The organism is Polynucleobacter sphagniphilus (assembly GCF_029892205.1).
GTDB classification, from domain to species: Bacteria; Pseudomonadota; Gammaproteobacteria; order Burkholderiales; family Burkholderiaceae; genus Polynucleobacter; species Polynucleobacter sphagniphilus.
Map to the genome: position 1 here is coordinate 322,411 of NZ_JARXVX010000001.1, position 25,645 is coordinate 348,055.

The window sequence follows — 25,645 nt, forward strand, 5'->3', positions numbered from 1 at the left end:
TAATTGCCTAAATATTAGGCAAAAAACCTCAATTTACCCTCTCCAGCCCCTATACCTCCAGTGACAGCGACTAGATAAACGTCGCTAGAGTACTGATATTTAAGCTATAATTCGGTTCTCAAGACTTTTTTGACTTGAAATCGCGGGTTAAGCCTTCCAGGGTGGCGTTTTTTAGCGCAGCTAGGACTTAACCTTAGAACACAACCCTTAGGAGAAGTTATGTCAGTAACTATGCGTCAAATGCTGGAAGCCGGTTGCCATTTTGGTCACCAAACCCGTTTCTGGTCCCCAAAGATGGCCCCTTATATTTTCGGCCATCGCAATAAAATCCACATCATCAACTTGGAAAAAACATTGCCAATGTTTCAGGACGCCCTGAAGTTTGCAAAACAAGTTGCTGCCAATCGTGGCACTATTTTGTTTGTTGGTACAAAGCGCCAGTCCCGTGAAATCATTGCTGAAGAAGCTGCACGTGCTGGTATGCCTTACATCGACAGCCGTTGGTTGGGCGGTACGCTCACCAACTTCAAAACCGTCAAGGGTTCGCTCAAGCGTTTGAAAGATATGGCAGTTGCTAAAGAAGCGGGCGACTGGGAAAAGCTTTCCAAGAAAGAAGCTTTGACAAACGACCGTGATCTCGACAAGTTGCAAAAAGCACTTGGCGGTATTCAAGATTTGAATGGCGTTCCTGATGCTATTTTTGTAGTGGACGTTGGGTATCACAAGATTGCTATTACTGAAGCCAACAAGCTTGGTATTCCTGTGATTGCTGTAGTGGATACTAACCATTCACCAGAAGGTGTTGATTACATCATTCCTGGTAACGATGACTCCAGTAAAGCTGTTCTTCTGTACGCTCGTGGAATTGCTGATGCAATCCTTGAAGGTAAAGCAAGTTCAACTCAAGAGATCTTGACTGCTGTTAAAGAGGGTGAAGAGGAGTTTGTTGAAGAAGGGAACGCAGAATAATGGCCGCTATTACCGCTGCAATGGTTGGCGAGTTACGCGCCAAGACGGATGCTCCAATGATGGAGTGCAAAAAAGCTTTGACCGAAGCCGATGGGGATATGGCGAGAGCGGAAGAAATTCTGCGCGTCAAATTAGGTAGCAAAGCTGGTAAAGCAGCTTCACGCGTTACTGCTGAAGGTGTTGTAGCTTCGTTTATCAATGGCACTACTGGCGCTCTGCTTGAAGTAAATTGCGAAACTGACTTCGTATCTAAGAACGATGACTTTTTGGCTTTTACTGCTGACTGTGCAAAGTTGGTTGCTGAAAATAATCCTGCTGATGTCGCTGCTTTGTTGGCCTTACCTTTGAATGGCTCTACTGTGGATACGATTCGCAGCGCCTTGATTGGTAAGATCGGTGAAAACATCATGCCACGCCGCTTCAAGCGTTTTGCTGGTAGCAATAAGCTGGTTTCCTACCTGCACGGCACACGTATCGGTGTAATGGTTGAGTTTGAAGGTGATGAAATTGCCGCTAAAGATGTGGCTATGCACATTGCTGCGATGAAGCCAGTGGCTTTGTCGATGGCTGATGTACCTGCTGAGTCAATCGCTATTGAGCGCAGCGTTGCTGTGCAAAAGGCGGCTGAATCTGGCAAGCCACCAGAGATCGTTGAAAAAATGGTTGAAGGTTCTATCCAGAAGTACCTCAAAGAAGTATCTTTGTTGAACCAAACTTTTGTGAAGAACGACAAGCAAACCGTTGAACAGATGCTCAAGGCTGCCAATACAACTATCAAAGGATTTACGATGTTTGTTGTTGGTGAAGGTATTGAAAAGCGTCAAGACGACTTTGCAGCTGAAGTAGCCGCACAGGTTGCTGCTGCGACTAAAGCTACAGCGTAATCGTTGCAGGCTCTGGCCGGGCTTGTTCTGGCCGGACTGAAATGCTCAAAAGGGCATAGAAACCTTGGTTTCTATGCCCTTTTGTTTTATTGAGCCCAAGCCCTTTATAATTCAGCTGAGATATTAAAAGTACTTAAAGATCAATAAGCTAAGAGAGTAAATTGCTTAGCAAATTACGGAAAAGATAATCATGCCAACCTACAAACGCGTCCTACTAAAACTATCAGGTGAAGCCCTTATGGGGGATGATGCTTTCGGTATCAATCCAGTAACCATTGACTTAATGGTGAAAGAAATTGCCGAGGTGGTGAATAGTGGGGTCGAGTTGGCAATTGTGATTGGCGGTGGAAATATTTTCCGCGGAGTGGCTGGTGGGGCAGCAGGCATGGATCGCGCTACAGCTGACTATATGGGTATGTTGGCAACCATGATGAACTCCCTTGCCTTGCAAGATGCCTTGCGTCAAAAGGGTGTCGAGGCACGCGTTCAATCTGCTTTGCGTATGGATCAGGTAGTTGAGCCCTATATTCGCCCGCGCGCCATTCGCGCCTTAGGTGAGGGTAAGGTGGTTATATTCGCAGCCGGTACGGGCAATCCTTTCTTTACAACAGATACTGCCGCCGCTTTGCGTGGCGCTGAAATGGGTGTCGAAATTGTTCTGAAAGCAACTAAGGTAGATGGCATTTATACCGCTGATCCAGTGAGGGATCCGAGCGCCACTTTGTACAAGACCATTACTTTTGATGAGGCCATCATTAAGAACTTGCAGGTTATGGACGCGACGGCCTTTGCTTTATGTCGCGATCGCAAACTACCAATCAAAGTGTTTTCGATTCTTAAACCAGGCGCTCTCATGCGCGTGGTCCAAGGAGAGTCTGAGGGCACGTTAGTACACGTTTAATAGGAGGCTTGATGTCTGCAGCAGAAATTAAAACCAATACCGATCAAAAGATGCAAAAGTCTCTTGATGCATTGAAAACCAACTTAGCCAAAATTCGTTCGGGTCGTGCAAATCCAGGAATTTTGGAACACATTCAGGTGGACTACTACGGTAATCCAACGCCCTTGAGTCAGGTAGCTAGCTTAGGCTTGGCCGATGCCCGCACCATCAATGTTCAACCCTTTGAAAAAACAATGGTTGCAGTCATTGAAAAGGCTATTCGTGATTCTGATTTGGGTTTGAATCCAGCTTCTCAAGGCACGGTTATTCGTGTTCCAATGCCAGCCTTAACTGAAGAGCGCCGTCGTGACTTAACAAAGGTAGTAAAAAACGAAGGTGAAGAGGCCAAAATTGCGATACGTAATTTACGTCGTGACGCTAATGAGCATCTTAAACGCCTAACCAAGGATAAGGAAATCTCTGAGGATGAAGAGCGCCGTGCAACTGACGAAATCCAAAAGATGACTGATAAGGCGGTTTCGGATGTGGACAAGATTGTTTCTGAAAAAGAAAAAGAGATCATGACGGTTTAGCCGTCGCCGATTTGATTTTTACTTTTACCCCATGACGAGCCACGCTAGTTCCACGCAAACTATTCCAGAGGTCAGTGCGATTCCACGTCACGTGGCAATCGTCATGGATGGTAATGGTCGCTGGGCAAGCAAACGCCTTATGCCTAGGGTAGCGGGTCACTCAGAAGGTCTTGGTGCTGTCCGCAAGATTGTTGAAGAATGTCGCAAACTCGGCGTTCAATACCTCACTGTGTTTGCATTTAGTTCCGAGAATTGGCGCCGCCCACCCGAAGAGGTGGGCTTTTTAATGAAGCTGTTTCTGAAATCGTTGAAGGGTGAAGTATCGCGCCTTGCAGAAAATGATATTTCATTGCGGCTTATTGGAGACTTAAGTCGTTTTGATTCTGCCATCCAAGAGATGGCGCAATTTTCTGAAGAAAAAACAGCTGGCTGCAAAGGTTTGACTTTCACGATTGCTGCTAACTATGGCGGACGCTGGGATATTTTGCAGGCGATGCGTCAATGCCTGGCAAATAATCCAGGCTTACAGCCTGAGCAAGTGACAGAAGATTTGCTCACCTCTTATTTGTCGATGGCTTATGCCCCTGAACCGGATCTATTTATTCGTACCGGTGGCGAGCAGAGGGTCAGCAATTTCTTGTTGTGGCAACTCGCTTATACCGAGTTATATTTCACTGATGTCTTATGGCCTGACTTTGATGTAGCCCATTTACATCGCGCTTTCGACTGGTTTTCTCAGCGAGAGCGTCGTTTTGGCCGCACCAGTGCGCAGCTTGCATCGGCGGGCGCTGACAATCCAGTCTGACCTTCATTTACTAAACTCCCCTCATGCTAAAAACCAGAGTGCTTACTGCCATTGTTCTTTTGGCGGTTCTTTTGCCGATCTTATTTTTCCTGCCGCCCATTTACTTGAGTATATTTTTGTTGATTGCTGTTGTTGCTGCAGCCTGGGAGTGGAGTCGTATGATTGCACCCAATGCTAAGTACTCCGCTTGGATTTATGCCGCCTTATGTTTATGTATTATTTTTGCTTTGTTTGGCTTGAATGATCCGACTTGGCAGTTTGGCTTGCTGTTTATTGCTGTTTTGTTTTGGTTTTTTAATGCACCTTTTTTGCTTGCCAGGGGGATGAGGCTATCTTTAGAGAAGTGGCGTTATTACTATGGAGTCTTGGGTTTAATTCTTTTGCCAGCCACATGGTTTGCCCTGATTTTCTTACGAGAAATCGGCCTTATTTTTATGCTTTCCACTATGGCTTTGGTGTGGATCGCCGATATTGGTGCTTACTTTGTCGGCAAGGCTTTTGGAAAGCGCCGCTTAGCAGCTCAAATTAGCCCTGGTAAGTCAGTGGAAGGGGCCTTGGGTGGCATGGTGCTCTGTTATGTATATGTACTTGCCTGCGTATTTTTTCTCCCTTTGGACGCCACGTTATTTGGCGCCTGGGCATTTCGTTTTGGTTGGATTCCGCTTTGGTTGATGGTCACTGTACTGGTAGCCTTTAGTATTTTTGGTGACTTGTTTGAGTCCCAGTTAAAGCGCTTGGCAGGAGTTAAAGATAGTAGTCAGCTTCTGCCTGGTCATGGCGGCGTCTTAGATAGGGTAGATGCCTTATTGCCGGTCATGCCTATTGCTGCCTTGTTAGCTGGATTTATTTGATGGCTATTCAGCGTGTAGCAATTCTGGGCTCTACGGGCTCTATTGGGGTAAGCACTTTAGATGTGATTCGAGCTCACCCCGATCGCTTTCAAGTAGTTGCCTTAACAGCAGGTCGGCAGGTCGAACGCTTGGCTGAGCAATGTCTTGAATTCAAACCCCTGATTGCGGTTGTGACTGATGCGGTAGGGGCGAGCCGGTTGTCAGACTTGCTGCGCGAGCAACATTGCACAACAGGGGTTTTATACGGCCCAGAGGCATTAGTGAGTGCAGTGCTAAATTCTGACTGCGATACGGTAATGGCAGCCATTGTCGGTGCTGCCGGTTTGGTCCCTACATTAGCGGCAGCCAAAGCGGGGAAGCGGGTATTGTTGGCAAATAAAGAATCATTGGTAATGGCTGGCGATTTATTTATGCAAGCTATGAAGTTGGGTGGTGGCGAGTTATTGCCAATCGATAGTGAGCACAATGCCATTTTTCAATGCTTGCCAGCAGACTTTACGAGTGCCCCGCAGGCAAGTTTCGGTGTTGAAGAGCTATGGTTAACTGCTTCTGGTGGCCCATTTAGAAACACCCCCCTTGCAGATTTGGCCATGATTACTCCCGATCAAGCTTGCGCCCATCCCAATTGGGTGATGGGTAGGAAGATTTCGGTGGACTCTGCCACCATGATGAATAAAGGCCTGGAAGTGATTGAAGCTTTATGGTTATTTGGCCTACCTTTGGAAAAAATTAAGGTGGTAATTCATCCACAAAGCGTAGTGCATTCTATGGTTCGGTATCGAGATGGTTCTGTCATTGCTCAAATGGGCCAACCTGATATGCGAACACCGATTGCATACGGACTTGCATGGCCAGAAAGAATCGACGCAGGAGTCGCGCAGTTAAATTTGACGCAGCTTTCTGCTTTAAATTTTGCCGAACCTGATCTTGAGCGTTTCCCGTGCTTGAATATGGCATTTACTGCAGCCCGGGCTGGAGGTACAGCTCCCACGGTATTAAATGCGGCCAATGAAATTGCTGTCGCTGCATTTTTGGATCAAGGCTTGCCTTATTTGCAGATACCCGCAATCGTAGAGCAGACTCTTGACCAAATTCAAGTCAGTCCCGCCACTTCCATAGAGCATCTCTTGGAGATGGACGCTCAAGCTAGACAGTTGGCGGGTAAATTGGTTACGCAAGTCAGCTCCCGTTGATGGGTTCTTTAAGGAGTCCCTTTTCTTGCATCCCTTGATCACGCTACTAGCATTTATTGCAACCCTCGGTATCCTGGTAACTTTTCATGAGTTCGGGCATTACTTGGCTGCTCGCTGTTGCGGTGTGCGGGTTTTGCGCTTCTCATTGGGCTTTGGCAAGGCAATTTTTACCTATCGTTTTGGAGGTAATCAAAATGCAACCGAGTGGGTGATTGCTTCGATTCCCTTGGGTGGCTATGTCAAGTTATTGGATGGTCGAGATCGGCAGCAGCTTATTTCAGAGATCGATCGAACTAAAGCATTTGATCTTAAGCCCTTATGGCAACGCTCAATCATTGTGGCTGCTGGCCCCCTAGCTAATTTTGTATTGGCCATTCTTCTCTTTGCGGCAATTTACCTTAGAGGTGCTCCCCAGGTGCCATCCTTTTTACAAGCTCCTCCCGAGAATTCGGTAGCAGCCAGGTTGGATATACAGGCGGGGGATCGGGTAATTGGATGGAAAGAGTTGGGTGCAACCCCTGGTGCCAATGAAGAAGAGGGTGGCTTTGACCCGATTTTGAGTTGGAATGCCCTGCGCTGGAATCTCCAGGATGCCATCACTGCTCGACAGGGCTTTGTGCTGGAGGTGCTAGCGCCATCTAAAGACATTTATATCAAGGTCATTCAGAAGGCTGATTTACCCAGGCTGGACCCCGATTCAGACCCATTTTTGACTCTTGGGCTCCTGCCAGCCCCGATCTCCGCAGATGGGATGCAAGTGCTCAAACTGGGCCCTGTTGACGCTTTGGTTTATGCGGGCAAAAGGGTTTGGCAAATCACCAAGGTTTCTACTCGGATGATGCTTGGATTTTTGACTGGAAATACCTCATTTAAGCAGCTTGGAGGCCCCTTGAGCATTGCTGATATGGCTGGGAAGTCAGTCCAGGTTGGCTGGCAGCCTTTTTTAGGGTTTTTAGCGCTTCTTAGCATCAGTATTGGCCTATTAAATTTGGTGCCTTTACCAATGCTGGATGGGGGTCAGCTACTGTATGATGCATGGGAGTTGGTTTCCAGTAAGCGGATTTCGATATCCATGCAAGAGCATTTTCAAAAAATTGGCTTTTTCTTGTTGATTTCGATGTCTCTTCTGGCTTTGTTTAACGATTTGCAACGCTACTTTTTATCTTGAATTTTTTAACCTCTTCATTCCGCGCTGTTACCCATTTTGCTGTGCAGGCTGCTTTTATATTTTTGGCTACCCTCAGTGTTAATGCACATGCAGCTGATACCTTTGTCATTAAGGATATCCGCATCGAAGGTTTGCAGCGCGTTGAGCCTGGAACCGTATTTAGTTACTTACCAGTTCAGGTTGGTGATACATTCAACGAAGAGAAAAGTGCTGAAGCAATTAAAGCTTTGTACACCACCGGCTTTTTTAAAGACGTTCAAATTCAAGCTCAGGGCGATGTATTGATTGTCATCGTCGACGAGCGCCCAACGATTTCCCGAATTGAATTTACCGGCATGAAAGAGTTCGACCAGGAAACGGTACGCAAATCTTTGAAGGCGGTAGGGGTTGCAGAAGCCCGCTTCTATGATAAGGCTCTGATTGATAAAGCCGAGCAAGAATTAAAGCGTCAATATGTCGGTAAGGGAATGTATGCCGCAGAAGTCGTGGCGACGGTTACTCCTGTTGAGCGTAATCAAGTGGCTATCTACTTCAATATTGATGAAGGCCCTACAGCAAAAATTCAAGAAATTAAATTTATTGGCAATCAAGAGTTTAGCGAAAGTACCTTGACTGGCATGATGCAGTTAAAAACGGGCGGCTGGCTGTCTTGGTACAGCAAAGATAATTTGTATTCCAAGCAAAAGCTGACTGCTGACTTGGAAACAATCCGTTCGTATTACCTCAATCGTGGCTATTTAGAGTTTGCCATTACCTCCACTCAGGTTTCTATTACGCCCGATAAAAAAGGGATTTACCTGACCATTAGTGTTAAAGAGGGGCAGAAGTTCACCGTGAAGGATGTTCGTCTGGCTGGTGATCTATTGGGCAAGGAAGATGAGCTCATGCAGTTAATTACCCTAAAGCAGGGTGATACTTATTCTTCAGCCAAGTTAACTGAGAGCACTAAAGCAATCGCAGAAATTCTGGGTTCATATGGTTATGCGTTTGCAGTTGTTAATCCCCAGCCCGATATTCGCCGTGAATTAAGCGAGGTAGATCTCACTTTGGTGGTTGATCCTGGTCGACGTGTATATGTCCGTCAAGTGGTCATTACTGGCAATGCAAAAACACGCGATGTGGTTATTCGTCGCGAGATGCGCCAATATGAGAGCTCTTGGTTTGATAGCTCCAAAATTGACTTGTCGAAAAAGCGTGTAAATCGCCTTGGTTACTTTACCGAGGCTGAAATTACCACTGAAGATGTCCCCGGAGTGTCTGATCAAGTGGACGTTAAAGTAAATGTGAAGGAAAAGCCCACAGGATCGGTATCTGTTGGCGCGGGCTATTCTTCTACAGAAAAAATCATGCTTACCGCCGGTATTAATCAGGACAATGCATTCGGTACTGGAACGGCTATTGGCTTGAACGCTGGCCTGGGTAAGATTAATCAAAGCTTAACCCTGTCGCAGTATGACCCATATTTCACGGATGATGGTATCAGTCGTTACTCTGATGTCTACTACCGCTCATCTAAACCGCTTTATTACGTTGGCGATCCCGACTATCAAATTAAGTCCGTTGGTACGAGTCTGAAGTTTGGTGTTCCGTATACCGAAGTAGATCGTGTGTTCTACGGTACAGCGTTTGAGGCGTTCCAAATTAGTTCCACAGTAAATACGCCTCAACCCTATCTCAACTACATGCAGAGTTACGGGGTGGCTGCTCCTGGTTATCCAGCTACTTTGAATACCTATAACGTTCCAGTGACCGTTGGTTGGACAAGGGATGGCAGGGATAGCGCTTTAATTCCTTCTACAGGTTCTCTCGAGACATTATCTGCAGAAGTGGGTACTCCAGTTGCTAATATGGAATATTGGCGTCTTTATGGCAAGTATCAGCAATATCATTCCTTTGATAAAGGCAATATCTTGTCTTTCAATGGAGAGGTCGGTTATAGCCAGGCTTATGGTAGCAACCCCTTCCCGATTACTAAAAACTACTATGTTGGAGGTATCGGTTCCGTTCGTGGCTATGCGCCAGGCTCATTGGGCCCCACCTACTACAACACACTTGCAGGAATTTGGATGCCAACAGGTGGCCAATCAAAGATTGTTGGTAATGTGGAATACACTGTTCCAGTGCCGGGGACTGGTGTTGACAAGACTCTGAGAACCTTTGTCTTTACCGATGGCGGTAATGCTTTTGGAAGCAATCTTAATCTGGTCTTGCGCTACTCTTACGGTATAGGTTTAGAATGGATATCACCGTTGGGACCGCTAAAATTCAGTTATGGTATTCCGATCAGCCCACAGCCTACGGATAATATTCAGCGGTTACAGTTCCAGATCGGTACAGCGTTTTAATTGTTTAAGGAAAGTTTTATGAAGCTGCGTCAATCCTCTAAGTGGATTCAATTGAGTTTGGTAGCCTTTGCCTCTGCCCTTTTGGCATCACATGCATTTGCTCAGGATGCTGGTACGCGTGTTGCAGTGGTTAACTCAGAAAAAGTGTTTAATGAGTCAAACTTGGCAAAGGCGATGCAAACGCGTTTGCAGAACGAATTTACCAAACGTCAAAATGACTTACGTGATAGTGCTCAAAAAATTAAGAGTGCCGCTGAGAAATTGGATCGTGATGCGGCTGTCATGACCGAGGCAGAGCGTATCCGTCGTCAACGTGAATTGGCAGATCAAGATCGCGAGCTGCAACGTAAACAACGTGAGTTCACTGAAGATTTGAATCAGCGTACTTTTGAGGAGCGCGCCAAAATTGCTGAAAAGGCTAATGCGGTTCTCAAGCAAATCGCTGAGCAGCGCAAAATTGATCTCATCGTGCAAGAGGCAGCATATGCCAATCCAAAAGCTGACGTAACCGATGACGTCATCAAGGCTTTGAACAGCCAGAAGTAAGTCTTATGCCCACTGCCATCCAGCTGGCCGAACAGTTTCACATCAGCTTGGTGGGAGAGGGCTCTGCGGTGTTCCGTGGGTTAGCCCCCTTGGAGCAGGCTCAAGCAGATCAAATCTCTTTTCTTTCAAATCCACTTTACCGTACTCAAGCTCTAGACAGTGCGGCTGGTGGTTTAATTCTTAGTCAATCAGACTATGAGTTTCTTAATGCGAACTCAACTAGCGCTAGTTCTAAGCGGGTTTATTTTGTTGCAAAAAATCCCTATGCAACTTTTGCTAGAATGGCGCAGTATTTTGCTAAAGCCTCTGCTAGAGAGCATATGCCAGGCATTCATGCCAGTGCAGTAATTGACTCTTCAGCAGTCATTCCTGACTCTTGTCATATTGGCCCCTTTGTCCAAATTGGATCAGGAGTGCATTTGGGTGAGCGGGTAGTCATTTTAGGAAATGTCTCGATTGCCAATGGGGTAGTTATTGGAGGTGACACAACCATTCATCCAGCGGTATCCATTTACGCTCAAACACAAATTGGTGAGCGTTGCATTATTCATAGTGGAGCCATTCTAGGCGCGGATGGTTTTGGTTTTGCCCCTGATTTTTCAGCAAGCGGCGGTGAGTGGGTCAAGATTCCTCAAACTGGTAGGGTTGTCATTGGTAATGATGTGGAGATTGGCGCCTCTACTACGATTGACCGTGGCGCAATGACTGACACTACCATTGGCTCCGGAACCAAGATTGATAATCAAGTTCAGATTGCACACAACGTGATTATTGGTAATTGCTGCGTGATTGCTGGATGTGCTGCAATTTCAGGGAGCACCAAGATCGGTAATTTTTGCATCATAGGTGGGGCAGCCAATTTTGCTGGTCACCTGACGATTGCTGATAGAACAACAGTTTCTGGAAATACATCTATTATTCGCTCCATTACAGAGCCTGGACAGCACTTCACAGGTGTTTATCCCTCCATGCTGCATGCAGCCTGGGAGAAAAATGCCGCAATTTTGCGTGGGCTCGATAAAATACGTCAACGCTTACGTTTGCTAGACAAGAATAAAGCGACAGAGTCATAGGCTGTTAGCAGTCATTTCATCATTCATCTTTTTATGTAGGTAAGCTCATGAGTAAAGCAATCGCAATCGACATCAATCAAATTTTGAAGTTATTGCCACATCGCTACCCTTTTTTATTGGTTGACCGCGTACTGGAGTTAACTCCACGCGAAAGCATTACAGCCTTAAAAAATGTCACAATGAATGAACCTTTTTTTCAAGGACATTTCCCTGATTTTCCGGTGATGCCTGGCGTCTTAATTATTGAAGCCCTTGCTCAAACTGCTGCTTTACTGACCTTCTCTGAAGAGCGTCAAGAGGATGCAATTTATTACTTTGCTGGGATCGATGGCGCACGCTTTAAAAAGCCTGTTTTACCTGGGGATCAGTTGATCATGACCGCTAAATTAGAGCGTGAACGCGCTGGAATCTATAAGTTTCAAGTCCAAGCAACTGTAGATGGTGAATTAGCGGCAGAGGCTAATATTACTTGTGCGGTACGTACGAAAGGCGCGTAATGACTCGGATTCATGCATCCGCTCTTGTAGATAGTAAAGCTGAGTTAGCTGACGATGTCGAGATCGGCCCCTATTCCGTAATTGGTCCTAATGTCAAAATTGACTCTGGCACTAAGGTTGGCTCTCATACAGTCATTGAGGGTTGCACCACAATCGGCCGGGAGAATAATTTTGCTCACTTCGCTGCTATTGGTGGCGCGCCGCAGGATATGAAATATCGTGGTGAACCAACCCAATTAATTATTGGCGATCGTAATACGATCCGTGAATTCACCACCATTCATACTGGTACCTCACAAGATGAGGGGATCACGCGTATTGGTGATGATAATTGGATCATGGCTTATGTACATATTGCCCATGATTGTCAAATTGGTAATCACACTATATTTTCAAGTAATGCGCAGATTGCGGGTCACGTGCAAGTCTGTGATTGGGCGATCATGGGTGGTATGTCAGGCGTACATCAATTTGTGCGCGTTGGCCAACATGCCATGCTAGGTGGGGCATCTGCTTTGGTACAAGATATCCCGCCATTTGTCATTGCTGCTGGCGATAAAGCATCACCACATGGCATTAACGTTGAGGGTTTAAAGCGTCGGGGATTTTCTAGCGAAACCATTTCTGCATTACGCCAAGCCTATAAGGTGCTTTACAAAGATGGTCTCAGTTTTGAAGAGGCAAAAGTAGAAATTCAAAAAATAGCCCTTGCTCATTCAGCCGATGCAGCTACTGCAGAAAAGCTTACCCAGTTCCATGATTTTATTGCCGCCTCAACGCGCGGCATTATTCGTTAACGATAGGTAAGGCTTTGCCAAAATTAGCCTGCGTAGCTGGTGAGCCATCGGGTGATTTACTGGCTGCCCCTGTTTTAAATGCGCTTCAGCAAATTCCAGATATGTCTGGAATAGAAATGTATGGCATCGGCGGCCCTCGGATGCAGGCGGAAGGCTTTCGTTCCGATTGGTCAATGGAAACACTCAGTGTGCGCGGCTATGTTGAGGCTATTAAACAATTACCTGCAATTCTGAAATTACGTCGACAACTCATTGACAATTTAATGGGGGAAGGGCGCCCTGATGTTTTTTTAGGAATTGATGCGCCTGACTTTAATTTGGGTGTGGAGTTAAAGTTGCGTGAAGCAGGTATTCCTACTCTGCATTTGGTATCCCCTTCGATTTGGGCATGGCGTGCTAGCCGCATCAATAAGATTGCACGCGCTGTAGACCGAATGTTGTGCATCTTCCCGTTTGAAATGGAAATATATGCACGTGCTGGTGTCCCGGCAACTTATGTCGGTCATCCGCTAGCCAGTGATATTCCACTTCTCCCGGATACAAGTAGCGCCAGAAATAAAATTGCCTCACTAATGCATATTGACCGTCCTAACTTAGATGGGACTGTCATCGCTGTGTTGCCTGGTAGCCGGGGCTCGGAGATAGAGCATATCGCGCCAATATTCTTTGAAACCATGAGTCTGATAGCCCATAGAATGGCTGGGCAAAAACTACACTTTTTCATTCCAGTTGCTACACCACGCCTTCGAGAGCCGTTGGAGGCTTTACTTGTTCAAGTTAAAAAAAGAAATCCTGACATTCGGATTCACTTGATAGACGGTCATGCGGACCCTATTTTGGAAGCAGCGGATGCAGTTCTGATTGCTAGTGGCACAGCCACCTTACAAGCTGCTTTATGGAAAAAGCCAATGGTAATTTCTTATAAGGTGCCTTGGTTAACGGCGCAAATCATGAAGCGTCAAGGCTACCTGCCATATGTTGGGTTGCCTAATATTCTTTGTGGTGAGTTTGTTGTTCCAGAGTTACTGCAAGATGATGCTACGCCAGAAAATTTAGCCAATGCGGTAATGAACTGGTTAGATCATCCCGAGAAGGTATTGCAGTTGAAGGAGCGCTTTATGCAGATGCATGAAACCTTGCGCCGACCCACTGGCTTGCTGGTTGCGCAGGCTATCTCTCAAGTCATTCAAGCTGGCCATAGCGCATGAGTGCTATATGGATATGTGGGGTAGATGAGGCAGGTCGTGGCCCCTTAGTGGGGTCGGTAGTTGCTGGCGCTGTAGTATTGGATTCGAATCACCCGATTGAGGGTTTGAGGGACTCAAAAAAATTGTCCCCTGCAAAGCGAGAGTTTCTCTTTGAGCAAATTGTTAGCAATGCCAAAGCCTGGGGAATTGGTGAGGCTAGCGCGCAAGAGATTGATCAAATCAATATATTGCAAGCTACTATGCTGGCTATGCGTCGTGCAATAGAGGACCTGACTACCCGTTTAGGTGCTTGGCCGGATAAAGCCTTAATTGATGGTAATCGCTGCCCTGAGTTGACGATTCCAGCAGAGGCAATTGTGAAGGGTGATTCAAAAGAGCCTGCTATTTCAGCGGCATCTATTTTGGCTAAGGTAACGCGTGATCGGCAGATGATGGTTTTACATGAGCAGTATCCACAATATGGCTTTGCGCAACATATGGGTTACCCCACAGAATTTCATTTTGCTGCTTTAAAACAGTTTGGTGCATGTGACCAACATCGCCGCAGTTTCTCGCCCGTAAGAAATGTTTTAGAGGTGAATGCGTGATGGCGTTTGATTTAATTTCATCAAAAGAAAATTCTTTATTTAAAGAGCTGCGTCTCTTGCAGGCTACGGGTTCAAAAGGTCAGAAGGTACGCTTGGCAAGTGGCCATGCTTTGCTTGAGGGCATTCATTTAATTCAGACTTGGGTAGGCGATCCTGCCCTTAAAACACTCTTCACTTCAGAGTTTGGATTGCAAAATCCCGAAATCTCAGAGGCAGTTTATTCTCACCTTGAGATTTGCCCAGAAACCCGAATATTTCAATTGGACTCGAGTCTGTGGGATCAATTAAGCGAACTGGCAAATGCACCGCACATCGCCGGCTTACTCAATCTTCCGGCTTCACGCCTTAAAGCGCCGCAATCGATTTCAAACTTAGAGGGTGATCTAGTCATCTTGGATCGGATTCAGGATGCAGGCAATGTAGGTTCTATTCTACGCACAGCCGCAGCGGCAGGTTTTACACAGGTTATAGCCCTATCGGGATGTGCGCACTTATGGTCTAGCAAGGTATTAAGAGCCGGTATGGGCGCTCATCGTCTTTTGGATTTATATGAGGGCTGGTCCAATCAGCAACTCTTGAGTGCCGTGACAGCACCTTTGCTTGCAGCTGCTGCCGATGCTCCGCAGGATTTATTTGATCTTCGAGAAGAGCTCATGCATCCAGTGGCGTGGGTAATGGGGAGCGAGGGGCAAGGTGTTTCAAGTGATTTGATGGCGCAGGCCAAACCCGTCTCCATCCCAATTGACCCACGGGTTGAATCACTCAATGTTTCTACAGCAGCTGCTATTTGTCTTTTTGAAACAGTTCGAGTTCGACGCTCTTAAGTGACTCTCATCCCAAAATCGTTTTATCGGATTTAATGGCCTGAAGAACGGTTGTCGCGATTTCTTCGATTGATTTGCTAGTGGTTGCCACCCAGGGAATAGATTCCTTTTTCATCATTGCGGTAGCCTCATTGATTTCATAGCGACAATTCTCTAATTTGGCATAGTTACTGCCTGGACGTCGTTCATTGCGGATTTCAGATAAGCGCTCAGCATCGATCATCAACCCAAAAATTTTATGGCGGTAAGGTGCTAAATCTTTAGGCAATTGACCGCGTTCAAAATCCTCTGGGATGAGGGGGTAATTAGCCGCCTTCATGCCGTACTGCATTGCCAAATAGAGGCTGGTAGGGGTCTTACCAACACGGGAAATGCCCACAAGAATGACATCTGCATCAGCTAGATTTTTATTCGACTGCCCATCATCGTGAGCCAGGGAGTAGTTAATCGCTTCAATACGGTTTTTATAGGCCGCAGTGTCAGCATTGTGATGCAAGCGGTTCATTGCATGGGTCGATTTCAGGCCAAGAGCTTGTTCGAGGGGTGCAACAAAGGTTTGGAACATATCCAAAATTAAGCCATTAGCCCGAGCAACAATGGCATTTAATTCAGGGGTAATAAGAGTAGTAAAAACAATGGGTTGGACACCATACTTAGAAGCAGCCTGATTAATCGCTGCAACGGCATCATGGGCTTTATCGACGCTATCTACAAAAGGCACCCGAATATGCTTAAAAGTGGCCTCAAATTGCGCCAAAATTGACTGGCTGAAGTTCTCGGCAGTAATGCCAGTGCCATCGGAAACAATAAAAACAATGCGGGGGTCGTTGGACATAGGATTTGGGCTAAAAGTCATGGTCAGCACTACAATATGAGGTTATTGAAGTATGCCGTATTTTGTTCGGCCGCTCGACCAGTTTCCTTATCCTTAGAGAGTTTTATATGTCCAACCAACAGCAGCAAAATAGCAATGTAGCAAACGCCTATGTTCTCCCTTTTGAGCAACTCCGCATGACCGATGTTGAATCGGTTGGCGGTAAGAATGCTTCTTTAGGAGAGATGATTTCTCAATTGGCCACTACCGGTGTGCGTGTGCCAACCGGTTTTGCAACCACAGCCTTAGCCTTCCGTGACTTCTTAGAGCACAATAATTTGACTGAGCGCATTCAAAAGCGCTTGGAAAATCTCAATATTGATGATGTGCGTGCATTGGCTGAAGCCGGTAAAGAAATCCGTCATTGGATCGAAACTGCACCATTTCAGGAGCGCTTGGATCAAGAAATCCGTGAGGCATTCGCTAAATTAGACGATTCTGGTAAAGGCTCATTTGCAGTGCGCTCCTCTGCAACAGCGGAAGACTTGCCAGATGCTTCTTTTGCTGGTCAGCAAGAGACCTTCCTGAACGTGGAAGGTATTGATGATGTTCTAAAGAAGATTCGTGAAGTATTTGCATCCCTTTATAACGACCGCGCTATTTCTTATCGCGTTCATAAGGGTTTTGCTCATGCCGAAGTTGCCTTGTCTGCAGGCATTCAGCGCATGGTACGTTCTGACTTAGGTGCAGCCGGTGTGATGTTTACTCTGGATACTGAATCTGGTTTTGAAGATGTCGTGTTTATTACTTCTAGCTATGGCTTGGGTGAAACAGTGGTGCAGGGCGCGGTTAATCCGGATGAGTTTTATGTATTCAAAACCACTTTAGCTAAAGACAAAAAAGCGATCATTCGCCGTTCTTTAGGTTCTAAGTTAATTCAGATGCAATTTGCTCCAGCAGGCTCGACTGAAAAAGTGATCACCGTTGATGTTAGCCCAGAGAAACGCAACCGGTTTTCTTTAGAAGACGCAGACATTACTGAGTTAGCTAAATACGCAGTCATTATTGAAAAGCACTATGGTCGTCCAATGGACATCGAGTGGGGTAAGGATGGTCAAGATGGCCGTATCTACATCTTGCAAGCTCGCCCAGAGACCGTAAAGAGTCAGGCAGCTGGTCAGGTAGAGATGCGCTATAAATTGAAGGGCAGCTCTAAGGTTTTGGCTAAAGGACGTGCAATTGGTCAAAAAATTGGTGCGGGCCCCGTTCGCGTGATTCGCGATCCAAGCGAAATGGATCGTGTACAACCTGGCGATGTATTGGTTGCCGATATGACCGACCCGAACTGGGAGCCGGTGATGAAGCGTGCTTCAGCGATCATTACTAATCGCGGCGGCCGTACTTGCCATGCTGCAATTATTGCCCGTGAGTTGGGTGTGCCAGCGGTTGTAGGTTGCGGTGACGCTACTGAACATTTGCAAGATGGCATGATGGTGACCGTTTCTTGTGCAGAGGGTGATGAGGGTCACATTTACGATGGCTTGATTGAGACTGAAGTCACTGAGGTTTCTCGCGGAGCTCTCCCAGAGATTCCTGTGAAAATCACCATGAACATTGGCAATCCTCAGTTGGCATTTGATTTCTGTCAGATCCCCAATGCTGGGGTTGGCTTAGCCCGTCTTGAGTTCATTATCAATAACTACATTGGTGTTCATCCGCGTGCTGTTTTGGAGTATCCAAATATTGATGCTGACCTGAAGCGTGCCGTTGAAAGTGTTGCGCGTGGTTATGCAAGTCCACGTCAGTTTTATGAGGATAAATTAGTTGAGGGTGTTGCTACCATTGCGGCTGCTTTCTATCCAAAGCCAGTGATTGTGCGTTTGTCTGACTTTAAGTCAAACGAGTACAAAAAGCTGATTGGTGGTTCACGTTATGAGCCGGATGAAGAAAATCCAATGCTTGGCTTCCGCGGCGCATCCCGTTATGTGTCTGCTGATTTTGGCGAGGCTTTTGCTTTGGAGTGCGCTGCAATGAAGCGTGTTCGTGAAGATATGGGCCTGGACAACGTCGAAATCATGGTTCCATTTGTGCGTACGATCAAGCAAGCTGAGCGTGTCATTGACATGATGGCTAAGTTAGGGCTCAAGCGTGGTGAAAATGGCTTACGCCTCATCATGATGTGCGAAATTCCTTCAAATGCTATTTTGGCCGATCAGTTCTTAGAGCATTTTGATGGTTTCTCCATTGGCTCTAACGATATGACTCAGTTAACTCTGGGTCTTGACCGTGACTCTGGTATGGAGCTGTTGGCGATCGACTTTGATGAGCGTGATCCTGCGGTTGAGTTCATGATTGCGCGCTCTATCGAAGCTTGCCGTAAGCAAAATAAATATGTTGGAATCTGTGGTCAAGGACCTTCTGATCACCCTGACTTTGCTCGTTGGTTGGTGGAGAAGGGCATTACTTCCATCTCATTAAATCCTGATAGCGTAGTTGCTACATGGGAAATGCTTGGTAAGCAGTAAGCAGCAAAAGAAGTTTGATCAAGACCTCTCAATAAGGTCTTGATCCCAAGGCGGTTTGTTTAGGCTTTTGCCTTTACAGCCGCCTTTTTCTTTTTAGCCGGCGCAATGGCCTTAACTGACTTTTTTCCTTTGGTCATACTTAGACTCGGTTTATTGATTGGCACCAAGCCCATTTTCTTTGCAGGTGCCGAGATAGAGCCACCCGGCGTGCTAGTTGACCAAGTGGGTTCTGCAATGGAGTTAAATGCAGACCGCAATTTTTCTCCCCAAAGCTGATGAATCATCTGGAAGTAGGGGTTGGATTCATCCAGGGTGACGAGCTTATTGGGTTTTAAGGAGTTCTTCTCATACACCAATAAATCAAGTGGTAGGCCTACGGAAATATTACTGTTGAGCGTTGAGTCCATTGAAATCAGGGCACACTTAGTTGCTAGGTCTAGTGAGGTATCAAAGCCCAGGACGCGATCTAGGATGGGTTTGCCATACTTAGATTCACCAATTTGGAAATAACAAGTCTCAGGGGTAGCTTCAATAAAATTACCAGCTGAGTAGATGTTAAAAAGTCTTGGTCTTTCGCCTTTAATTTGACCGCCAAAAATTAAATTGCAATTAAAGTCAATGCCGGCTTTTTCTAGGGCCGCATGATCTCTCTCGTAGACCTGCTTTACTGCATCTCCAACCACTACGGCTGCATCATGCGCATTTTTGATATTCCACAAGTTTTTGCCATTGAGCAATTGACCCTGAAGCAAGATTTCTTTTATGGCCTGAGTAATAGCTAAATTTCCAGCACTCATCAGCGCAAAAAATCGATCGCTGCTTTGAAACAATGACATCTTTCGAAAGGTGCCGATCTGGTCAACGCCAGCATTGGTGCGTGTATCAGATAAAAAAACTAAACCATCCTTTAGGCAAAGCCCAACACAATATGTCATACAACAACCCCTTCAATTAATTTCCTAGAATTATCTCTTAATTGTGGGGTACTTAGTCCAACTTCTGAATAGAGATATTGGCGGTTAATTCTTCACCGCCGCCGCCTGATCGAACGCCCTTCACAGGGGCGGCAGAGTAGTAGTCGCGGCCAATTGCTAGGCGAATATGGCGTGCGTCTACTAAGCAGGCATGAGTGATGTCTACGCTGTGCCAGATACCTTTGGCGATGTCACTACAGAAATCAATCCAAGCATGGCTGGCAAGATTAGGTGATTCTTCTGCAAAGAAATAGCCGCTGACATAGCGTGCTGGAATATTGGAGGCGCGACAAATGCTAAGCATGACGTGGGCGTGATCTTGGCAAACTCCTGAGCGCATTGCAAATGATTGAGCTGCTGTGGTTGCGAAATTAGTTTGTCCTGGATTGTATGTAATGGCTCCTTGTACTGCTCCAGCAAGCTTTAATACTGCATCCACCGAGTTTGTCTTTGGAAGGTGTGGGGCAAAATATTCGAGCATGGCTTCAGAGGGCTCAGTCAAATTAGTTTGCTGTAAAAGATAAAAGGGCGACACAGCCTTAGCATCATCGATAAACTCAGATGCCCCTTCTGTTTGTACTTCACCCTCGGCTTCAATCATCATTGAGGTGTATGGCGACTCCTGAACAAATACGCTATAGGTGTTACCAAAAGCGTCTATTGAGTTGCTGGCCTTGATGGGCGTGCTAATTTTCCACTTATCAATTTTTTGACCTGCCACATTGGCAGGCGTTAGGCGCAACTCTTGAATCGAGTAGTGAACCGGTGTTTCATAGCGGTACTCGGTGCGATGGCGAATTTTTAGGTGCATATGTTCTTAGGCTACCGCTAAAGGTATGAGGTAAGCATTACTAAATTCATCAGCAATGTGGTTGATGCGAGCCAAAAATTCCTCAATATATTCTTCAAGACCCTGGGCAAATACTTCATCGATATCGGAATAATCTAAATTGGCCTTGAGCTTTCCTAGCAGACGTTCAATTTCTTTGGATTGAGCATTTTTGATTTCCGCTACCAATGGAATGAGTTCATTTACGCAGCAAACCAAGGAGCGCGGCATTTGTTTATTGAATATCAATAATTGAGCGACTTGTTTGGGTGTTACTTGATCAGAATAGATTTGGCGGTAGATTTCAAAAGCGGAGACGGAGCGTAGTAAGGCAGCCCAGTGATAAAAATCAAAGAACTCACCATCAGCGCCATCATCCGCGCGCTTCTCATTTGCGCCTAAAACCTTTGCGCTCTGACCTTCATATTTAGTTTGCAAGATGCGGGCGGTATTGTCTGCGCGCTCTAAAAGAGTTCCCACATTCATGAAGTAGAAAGATTGATTCTTAAGCATGGTGCCATGCATTACCCCTCTAAAGAGGTGGCAGCGATGTTTTACCCATTCGAGCAATCTACTAGGGTCGGCTGAGTTACGCGCCTCCACAATCCTCTGCCATTCGAGCCAAGTGGTATTTTGAGTTTCCCATACTTCCGAGGTAATTTTTCCACGTATAACGCGTGCATTCTCACGGGCGGCAAATAGGCACGAAGCAATGCTAGAGCTATTACTGGTTTCATAAATCATAAAATCCAATACATTCTCACGATTGATCACTTCATATTTTGCTAAAAAACTATCTTCGAGTTTGGAGATGGTCAGCAATTTTTTCCAGCTTTGCTCTAAAAATTCTTCGGGCTGGGGAAGCAATGACGTCTGGTGATTGACATCAAGCATGCGCGCGGTATTCTCAGCGCGTTCTGTGTAACGGGCCATCCAGTAAAGGCAATCAGCGGTGCGACTCAGCATATTTTTTCTTCGCTCTTCTTTTATTCTTCTAGAACCCAGGTGTCCTTCGTGCCGCCACCTTGTGAGGAATTCACCACCAAGGAGCCTTCTTTTAAGGCAACTCGTGTTAATCCGCCTGGAACCATTTTGATGGTTTTTCCTGAGAGGACAAATGGACGTAAATCAATATGACGAGGTGCTACACCAGACTCAACAAAGGTTGGGCAAGTCGATAGCGCTAAGGTAGGCTGAGCAATGTATTTATCTGGATTGGCTAGCAAGTGAACTCTAAATTCCTCAATCTCTGCTTTGGTAGATGCTGGGCCAACCAACATGCCGTATCCGCCGGCACCATGCGTTAATTTAACGACTAGCTTATCGAGGTTGGCTAGGGTGTATGCCAAGTCATCTGACTTACGACACTGAAAGGTGGGAACATTATTGAGGATGGGCTTCTCGCCCAAATAGAACTCAATCATATCTGGTACGTAAGGGTAGATTGATTTGTCATCTGCAACACCGGTACCAATTGCATTGGCTAGGGTGACATTGCCTGCGCGATGTGCTGACAACAAACCAGCAACGCCTAAAGTAGAGTCTGAGCGAAATGCCAGGGGATCTAGGAAGTCATCATCCACGCGGCGGTAGATCACATCAACGCGCTCTGGGCCTTGGGTGGTGCGCATAAAGACTTGCTCATTCTTGACAAATAAGTCTTTACCTTCGACCAACTCAACTCCCATTTGCTGGGCAAGATAGCTATGTTCAAAATAAGCTGAGTTGTACATCCCCGGGGTGAGCACAACTACATTGGGTTTTTTAACATCATCCGGCTTGACTGACTTCAAGCATTCGAGCAGTAGATCGGGGTAATGCTCAACCGGTGCAACCCGATATTTTTGAAACAAATCTGGAAAGAGGCGCATCATCATCTTGCGATCTTCAACCATATAAGAAACGCCGGATGGTACGCGCAGATTATCTTCTAATACATAAAACTCACCTTCGCCTGCCCGCACAATATCAATACCCGCGATTTGCGCATAAATATCTCGAGGCACATTCACGTTGCGCATTTCTGGGCGATATTGCGCATTGTTATAAATTTGCTCGCCAGGAATAATCCCAGCTTTAATAATTTCTTCGTCGTGATAGACGTCGTAAATAAAACGATTGAGTGCTTTTACTCGCTGGCGCAATCCGGCCTCAAGTTGCTCCCATTCTTTGGCTGTAAAGATGCGAGGGACCTGATCAAAGGGAATGGTTCTTTCCGAGCCAAGGTCGTCGCCATAAACTGCAAAGGTGATTCCAACTCTGCGGAATATGAGATCAGCTTCAGCACGCTTCAGACCCATCAGGGTATCGCTCTGCTGTTTTAGCCAGTTATGGAATATTTGGTAATGTGGCCGCGCTTTACCGCTGGCATCGAGCATTTCGTCAAAGGGCAATTTCATAGTTACAAAATAACGCCTTTTGGATGGCTGCATTGAGGTCGAGGTAGCGGCTTGGTGCTTATATGCACTAAATTAGTGCATAAATGCCTACTTAAGCTTCCCTAGTGGGTGTTTAGCCCAGTTTAGGCGTTTAAGTCACCTCTGGCAATACGACCTTTTTGCACCTCCCACTCACGCTCTTTAGTGGCTGCACGTTTGTCATGTTGCTTTTTGCCTCGAGCCAAGCCAATTTCGCACTTCACATTCCCCTTGGAGAAATGTAGGTTTAAGGGGACTAGGGTGTAGCCCTTTTGTTCCACTTTGCCAATCAACTTTCGGATCTCAATCGCATTCAAAAGTAGTTTTCGGGTGCGTGTGCTATCCGGAACAATATGGGTGGAAGCAGATAGCAGGGGGGTGATGTGGCAACCTATGAGGAATAGCTCCGCCTGGCGAATGACGACATACGCTTCTTTAATGTGCACGCGACCAGCCCGGATTGCCTTAACCTCCCAGCCTTCCAGAACCAGCCCTGCTTCAAAGCGTTCCTCGATAAAATAATCGAAGAAGGCTTTTTTGTTATCGACGATACTCATATTTATTTAGCTTCTCAAGATCGATTATGGCAGACGTCTATAAGACCGTTTTAATTGGCCAATCCGCTGACCGGATGTACGGCCTAGTAACTGATGTTGCGCGTTATCCAGAGTTCTTGCCTTGGTGTGGAGGAGTAGAGATTTTTGAGCAAACCGAGACGGTGTTAGATGCCAAAATCAATATCCAATTTAAGGGTATTTCTCAGTTTTTCCATACCCGCAATGTCAATCATCGTCCAGAAACCATTGATATGGTTTTTGTAGATGGCCCATTTAAGCAATTTTCAGGGCAATGGAATTTCATTCCATTGGGCGAGGATGCCTGTAAGGTTGAATTCAAGCTGCACTGGGAGTTCAAGAGTGTCATTCTGGACAAGATCATCGGCCCAGTTTTTAGCCACATAGCGGGTACGTTTGTGGACTGCTTTGTAAGGCGGGCTGAAACACTCTATGAGTGAGAGCGCTCTCGAGATTTTGCTGTGCGATGCGAGGGGGCGACAGCCCATCTTGAGGCCTTTCAGGCTTGAGTTGCGCCCAGGAGAGCTTGCCACGGTTGGCTTGGCACTGTGTAAAGCGGGGATTGCCAGTGGCCCAGAGGACCCTGTTTTAGAGCGAAAAGGTAGTTTTGGTGTCTTTGGGAAGCGCAAGGATTGGGATAGCCCACTGTATTCCGGGGATCGCTTGGAGCTGTACGCCCCACTGTTGATTGATCCTAAGGCGGTTCGTCGAAAGAAGGCCAATCAGAATCAGGATGCCAAATTTCAAGCTGCCGCAGCTAGAAGGAAGGCTAGGAGGCTATAATCTGTTTTTGCGACTAGGGGTTTTGCATGCGACTCATTCAAAAAGCACTCACTTTTGACGATGTGCTCCTCGTACCGGCTTATTCATCGGTACTTCCTCGAGATGCCAGTTTGGCAAGTAAGTTAACTCGAGACATTTCACTCAATACACCATTGGTTTCAGCTGCTATGGATACTGTGACCGAGGGTCGCTTAGCGATTGCTATGGCCAGCGAGGGCGGTATTGGGATTATTCATAAAAATTTAACGCCAACAGAGCAAGCTCGTGAAGTAGCTAAAGTAAAGCGTTATGAATCTGGTGTTCTGCGTGATCCGATCACCATAGGGCCAGATGTCACACTGCGTCAGGTTATTCAATTGTCGCGCGAACATGGATTCTCGGGATTTCCAGTGTTGATTGGTAAAGAAGTTGTCGGAATCATTACCAACCGAGATTTGCGCTTTGAAGAAGATCTTGATACTCCCGTCAAAACTAAAATGACACCCCGTGAGCGCTTGATTACTGTAAAAGAAGGTTGCTCCCTTGATGAAGCCAAGCGCCTCATGAGTCAGCATCGCTTAGAGCGCGTATTGGTTGTCAACGACAAGTTCGAGCTGCGTGGCTTGATTACAGTTAAAGATATTTTGAAGGCGACTGAGCACCCAAATGCCTGTAAAGATAGCGAAGGAAAGTTACGCGTTGGAGCGGCAGTTGGCGTAGGCCCTGACAATGATGAGCGTATTGAGCTCCTGGTTCGTGCAGGTGTGGATGTCATCGTGGTTGATACTGCGCATGGTCACAGCCAAGGCGTATTGGATCGCGTGAAGTGGGTGAAAAAGAATTACCCACAAGTTCAGGTAATTGGTGGAAATATTGCCACTGGCGATGCTGCAAAAGCATTAGCTGATCATGGCGCTGATGGGGTCAAAGTAGGTATTGGCCCGGGATCTATTTGCACTACTCGTATCGTAGCTGGTGTTGGAGTTCCTCAAATTAGCGCCATTGTGAATGTGGCGGCAGCCCTAAGGGGTACAGGGATTCCTTTGATCGCTGATGGCGGCGTTCGTTACTCTGGTGACGTGGCTAAAGCATTGGCAGCTGGCGCAAGCTCTGTCATGATGGGTGGCATGTTTGCTGGTACAGAAGAAGCGCCTGGTGAGGTATTTTTGTATCAAGGGCGTTCATACAAGAGCTATCGTGGTATGGGTTCATTGGGCGCGATGGCCGATGGTTCTGCAGATCGCTACTTCCAAAGCGATATTGTTGCTAATGCTGAAAAACTGGTTCCTGAAGGTATTGAAGGTCAAGTGCCTTATAAAGGCAGCGTGCTTGCAATCTTGCATCAATTGACTGGCGGCATTCGCTCATCAATGGGTTATTTAGGATGCAGAACAATTGACGAATTGCATGAAAAAGCCAATTTTGTGGAAATCACTTCTGCTGGTGTGCGCGAGTCGCATGTCCATGATGTGAAGATCACTAAAGAAGCGCCAAATTACCATATTGATTAAGACTTAAATTAAGGCTGT

26 protein-coding genes are annotated in these 25,645 nt (G+C 46.3%); 20 read left to right on the forward strand and 6 right to left on the reverse strand.

Features of this window, described 5'->3' with window-relative positions; genetic code table 11:
• Window positions 1-219: 219 nt before the first annotated feature.
• The 16 genes from rpsB to M2125_RS01735 all read left to right on the forward strand — a co-directional run bounded on the left by rpsB (window position 220) and on the right by M2125_RS01735 (window position 15,220).
• The gene (gene rpsB, locus M2125_RS01660) at window positions 220-969 is read left to right on the forward strand and encodes a 30S ribosomal protein S2 (protein ID WP_076022932.1); all 750 of its coding nucleotides are present in this window, start codon (window positions 220-222) and stop codon (window positions 967-969) included.
• A complete protein-coding gene (gene tsf / locus M2125_RS01665; protein WP_076022933.1) occupies window positions 969-1,853 on the forward strand; it encodes a translation elongation factor Ts in 885 nt (294 codons plus the stop codon). Before rpsB ends, tsf begins: the two co-directional genes overlap by 1 nt.
• Window positions 1,854-2,043: 190 nt before the next feature.
• On the forward strand, window positions 2,044-2,754 hold the full coding sequence (gene pyrH, locus M2125_RS01670) for a UMP kinase (protein ID WP_280742378.1): 711 nt from the start codon (window positions 2,044-2,046) through the stop codon (window positions 2,752-2,754).
• A gap of 11 nt (window positions 2,755-2,765) precedes the next feature.
• Window positions 2,766-3,326 (forward strand): ribosome recycling factor, encoded by a 561-nt coding sequence (gene frr / locus M2125_RS01675; protein WP_076022935.1) that lies wholly within the window; start codon window positions 2,766-2,768, stop codon window positions 3,324-3,326.
• Between the two features lie 31 nt (window positions 3,327-3,357).
• A complete protein-coding gene (uppS, locus tag M2125_RS01680; RefSeq protein WP_076022936.1) occupies window positions 3,358-4,131 on the forward strand; it encodes a polyprenyl diphosphate synthase in 774 nt (257 codons plus the stop codon).
• 23 nt (window positions 4,132-4,154) lie between these two features.
• Entirely contained in the window at window positions 4,155-4,982 is an 828-nt protein-coding gene (locus M2125_RS01685; RefSeq protein ID WP_280742380.1) for a phosphatidate cytidylyltransferase, read from the forward strand.
• A 5-nt stretch (window positions 4,983-4,987) separates the two neighbouring features.
• Window positions 4,988-6,175: a 1-deoxy-D-xylulose-5-phosphate reductoisomerase gene (gene ispC, locus M2125_RS01690; protein WP_280742539.1), complete on the forward strand. Its 1,188-nt coding sequence runs from the start codon at window positions 4,988-4,990 to the stop codon at window positions 6,173-6,175.
• Window positions 6,176-6,200: 25 nt separating this feature from the next.
• The gene (locus M2125_RS01695) at window positions 6,201-7,343 is read left to right on the forward strand and encodes a M50 family metallopeptidase (protein ID WP_280742381.1); all 1,143 of its coding nucleotides are present in this window, start codon (window positions 6,201-6,203) and stop codon (window positions 7,341-7,343) included.
• Complete coding sequence (gene bamA / locus M2125_RS01700) at window positions 7,340-9,688, forward strand: outer membrane protein assembly factor BamA (protein WP_076022940.1); 2,349 nt, start codon at window positions 7,340-7,342, stop codon at window positions 9,686-9,688. Before M2125_RS01695 ends, bamA begins: the two co-directional genes overlap by 4 nt.
• 18 nt (window positions 9,689-9,706) lie before the next feature.
• Window positions 9,707-10,234: an OmpH/Skp family outer membrane protein gene (locus tag M2125_RS01705; protein WP_076022941.1), complete on the forward strand. Its 528-nt coding sequence runs from the start codon at window positions 9,707-9,709 to the stop codon at window positions 10,232-10,234.
• 5 nt (window positions 10,235-10,239) lie between these two features.
• A complete protein-coding gene (gene lpxD / locus M2125_RS01710) occupies window positions 10,240-11,307 on the forward strand; it encodes a UDP-3-O-(3-hydroxymyristoyl)glucosamine N-acyltransferase (protein WP_280742382.1) in 1,068 nt (355 codons plus the stop codon).
• 47 nt (window positions 11,308-11,354) lie between these two features.
• Window positions 11,355-11,804 (forward strand): 3-hydroxyacyl-ACP dehydratase FabZ, encoded by a 450-nt coding sequence (gene fabZ, locus M2125_RS01715; RefSeq protein WP_076022943.1) that lies wholly within the window; start codon window positions 11,355-11,357, stop codon window positions 11,802-11,804.
• Window positions 11,804-12,601, forward strand: coding sequence for an acyl-ACP--UDP-N-acetylglucosamine O-acyltransferase (gene lpxA / locus M2125_RS01720; protein ID WP_280742383.1), 798 nt, complete (start codon window positions 11,804-11,806; stop codon window positions 12,599-12,601). Before fabZ ends, lpxA begins: the two co-directional genes overlap by 1 nt.
• A gap of 14 nt (window positions 12,602-12,615) precedes the next feature.
• Window positions 12,616-13,809, forward strand: coding sequence for a lipid-A-disaccharide synthase (gene lpxB, locus M2125_RS01725; protein WP_280742384.1), 1,194 nt, complete (start codon window positions 12,616-12,618; stop codon window positions 13,807-13,809).
• Complete coding sequence (gene rnhB / locus M2125_RS01730; protein ID WP_280742385.1) at window positions 13,806-14,396, forward strand: ribonuclease HII; 591 nt, start codon at window positions 13,806-13,808, stop codon at window positions 14,394-14,396. The genes lpxB and rnhB overlap by 4 nt, the downstream gene beginning before the upstream one ends.
• Window positions 14,396-15,220 (forward strand): TrmH family RNA methyltransferase, encoded by an 825-nt coding sequence (locus M2125_RS01735; RefSeq protein ID WP_076022946.1) that lies wholly within the window; start codon window positions 14,396-14,398, stop codon window positions 15,218-15,220. The genes rnhB and M2125_RS01735 overlap by 1 nt, the downstream gene beginning before the upstream one ends.
• Window positions 15,221-15,227: 7 nt before the next feature.
• Here M2125_RS01735 and ppsR read toward each other — a convergent pair whose 3' ends face one another.
• Window positions 15,228-16,055, reverse strand: coding sequence for a posphoenolpyruvate synthetase regulatory kinase/phosphorylase PpsR (ppsR, locus tag M2125_RS01740; RefSeq protein ID WP_076022947.1), 828 nt, complete (start codon window positions 16,053-16,055; stop codon window positions 15,228-15,230).
• A gap of 107 nt (window positions 16,056-16,162) precedes the next feature.
• Between ppsR and ppsA the strand changes: the two genes are divergently transcribed.
• Window positions 16,163-18,559: a phosphoenolpyruvate synthase gene (ppsA, locus tag M2125_RS01745; protein WP_076022948.1), complete on the forward strand. Its 2,397-nt coding sequence runs from the start codon at window positions 16,163-16,165 to the stop codon at window positions 18,557-18,559.
• Window positions 18,560-18,618: 59 nt separating this feature from the next.
• On the opposite strand, the gene M2125_RS01750 is transcribed toward ppsA, so the two are convergent.
• The 5 genes from M2125_RS01750 to smpB form a co-directional block, all read right to left on the reverse strand.
• Window positions 18,619-19,494, reverse strand: coding sequence for a proteasome-type protease (locus tag M2125_RS01750; RefSeq protein ID WP_076022949.1), 876 nt, complete (start codon window positions 19,492-19,494; stop codon window positions 18,619-18,621).
• 52 nt (window positions 19,495-19,546) lie between these two features.
• Window positions 19,547-20,344 (reverse strand): transglutaminase family protein, encoded by a 798-nt coding sequence (locus M2125_RS01755; RefSeq protein ID WP_076022950.1) that lies wholly within the window; start codon window positions 20,342-20,344, stop codon window positions 19,547-19,549.
• Window positions 20,345-20,350: 6 nt separating this feature from the next.
• Entirely contained in the window at window positions 20,351-21,328 is a 978-nt protein-coding gene (locus M2125_RS01760) for an alpha-E domain-containing protein (protein ID WP_280742386.1), read from the reverse strand.
• Between the two features lie 20 nt (window positions 21,329-21,348).
• Window positions 21,349-22,761: a circularly permuted type 2 ATP-grasp protein gene (locus M2125_RS01765; protein WP_076022952.1), complete on the reverse strand. Its 1,413-nt coding sequence runs from the start codon at window positions 22,759-22,761 to the stop codon at window positions 21,349-21,351.
• 122 nt (window positions 22,762-22,883) lie between these two features.
• Window positions 22,884-23,336, reverse strand: a complete 453-nt coding sequence (gene smpB, locus M2125_RS01770; protein ID WP_076022953.1) for an SsrA-binding protein SmpB — start codon at window positions 23,334-23,336, stop codon at window positions 22,884-22,886.
• Between the two features lie 26 nt (window positions 23,337-23,362).
• Here smpB and M2125_RS01775 point away from each other — a divergent pair, with 26 nt between their 5' ends.
• From M2125_RS01775 to guaB, 3 genes are read left to right on the forward strand one after another with little or no spacing between them, the layout of a single operon-like run.
• The gene (locus M2125_RS01775) at window positions 23,363-23,794 is read left to right on the forward strand and encodes a type II toxin-antitoxin system RatA family toxin (protein WP_280742387.1); all 432 of its coding nucleotides are present in this window, start codon (window positions 23,363-23,365) and stop codon (window positions 23,792-23,794) included.
• Window positions 23,787-24,137 (forward strand): RnfH family protein, encoded by a 351-nt coding sequence (locus M2125_RS01780; protein WP_083657461.1) that lies wholly within the window; start codon window positions 23,787-23,789, stop codon window positions 24,135-24,137. The genes M2125_RS01775 and M2125_RS01780 overlap by 8 nt, the downstream gene beginning before the upstream one ends.
• Before the next feature lie 26 nt (window positions 24,138-24,163).
• Entirely contained in the window at window positions 24,164-25,627 is a 1,464-nt protein-coding gene (gene guaB, locus M2125_RS01785; RefSeq protein ID WP_280742388.1) for an IMP dehydrogenase, read from the forward strand.
• Window positions 25,628-25,645: the final 18 nt, after the last annotated feature.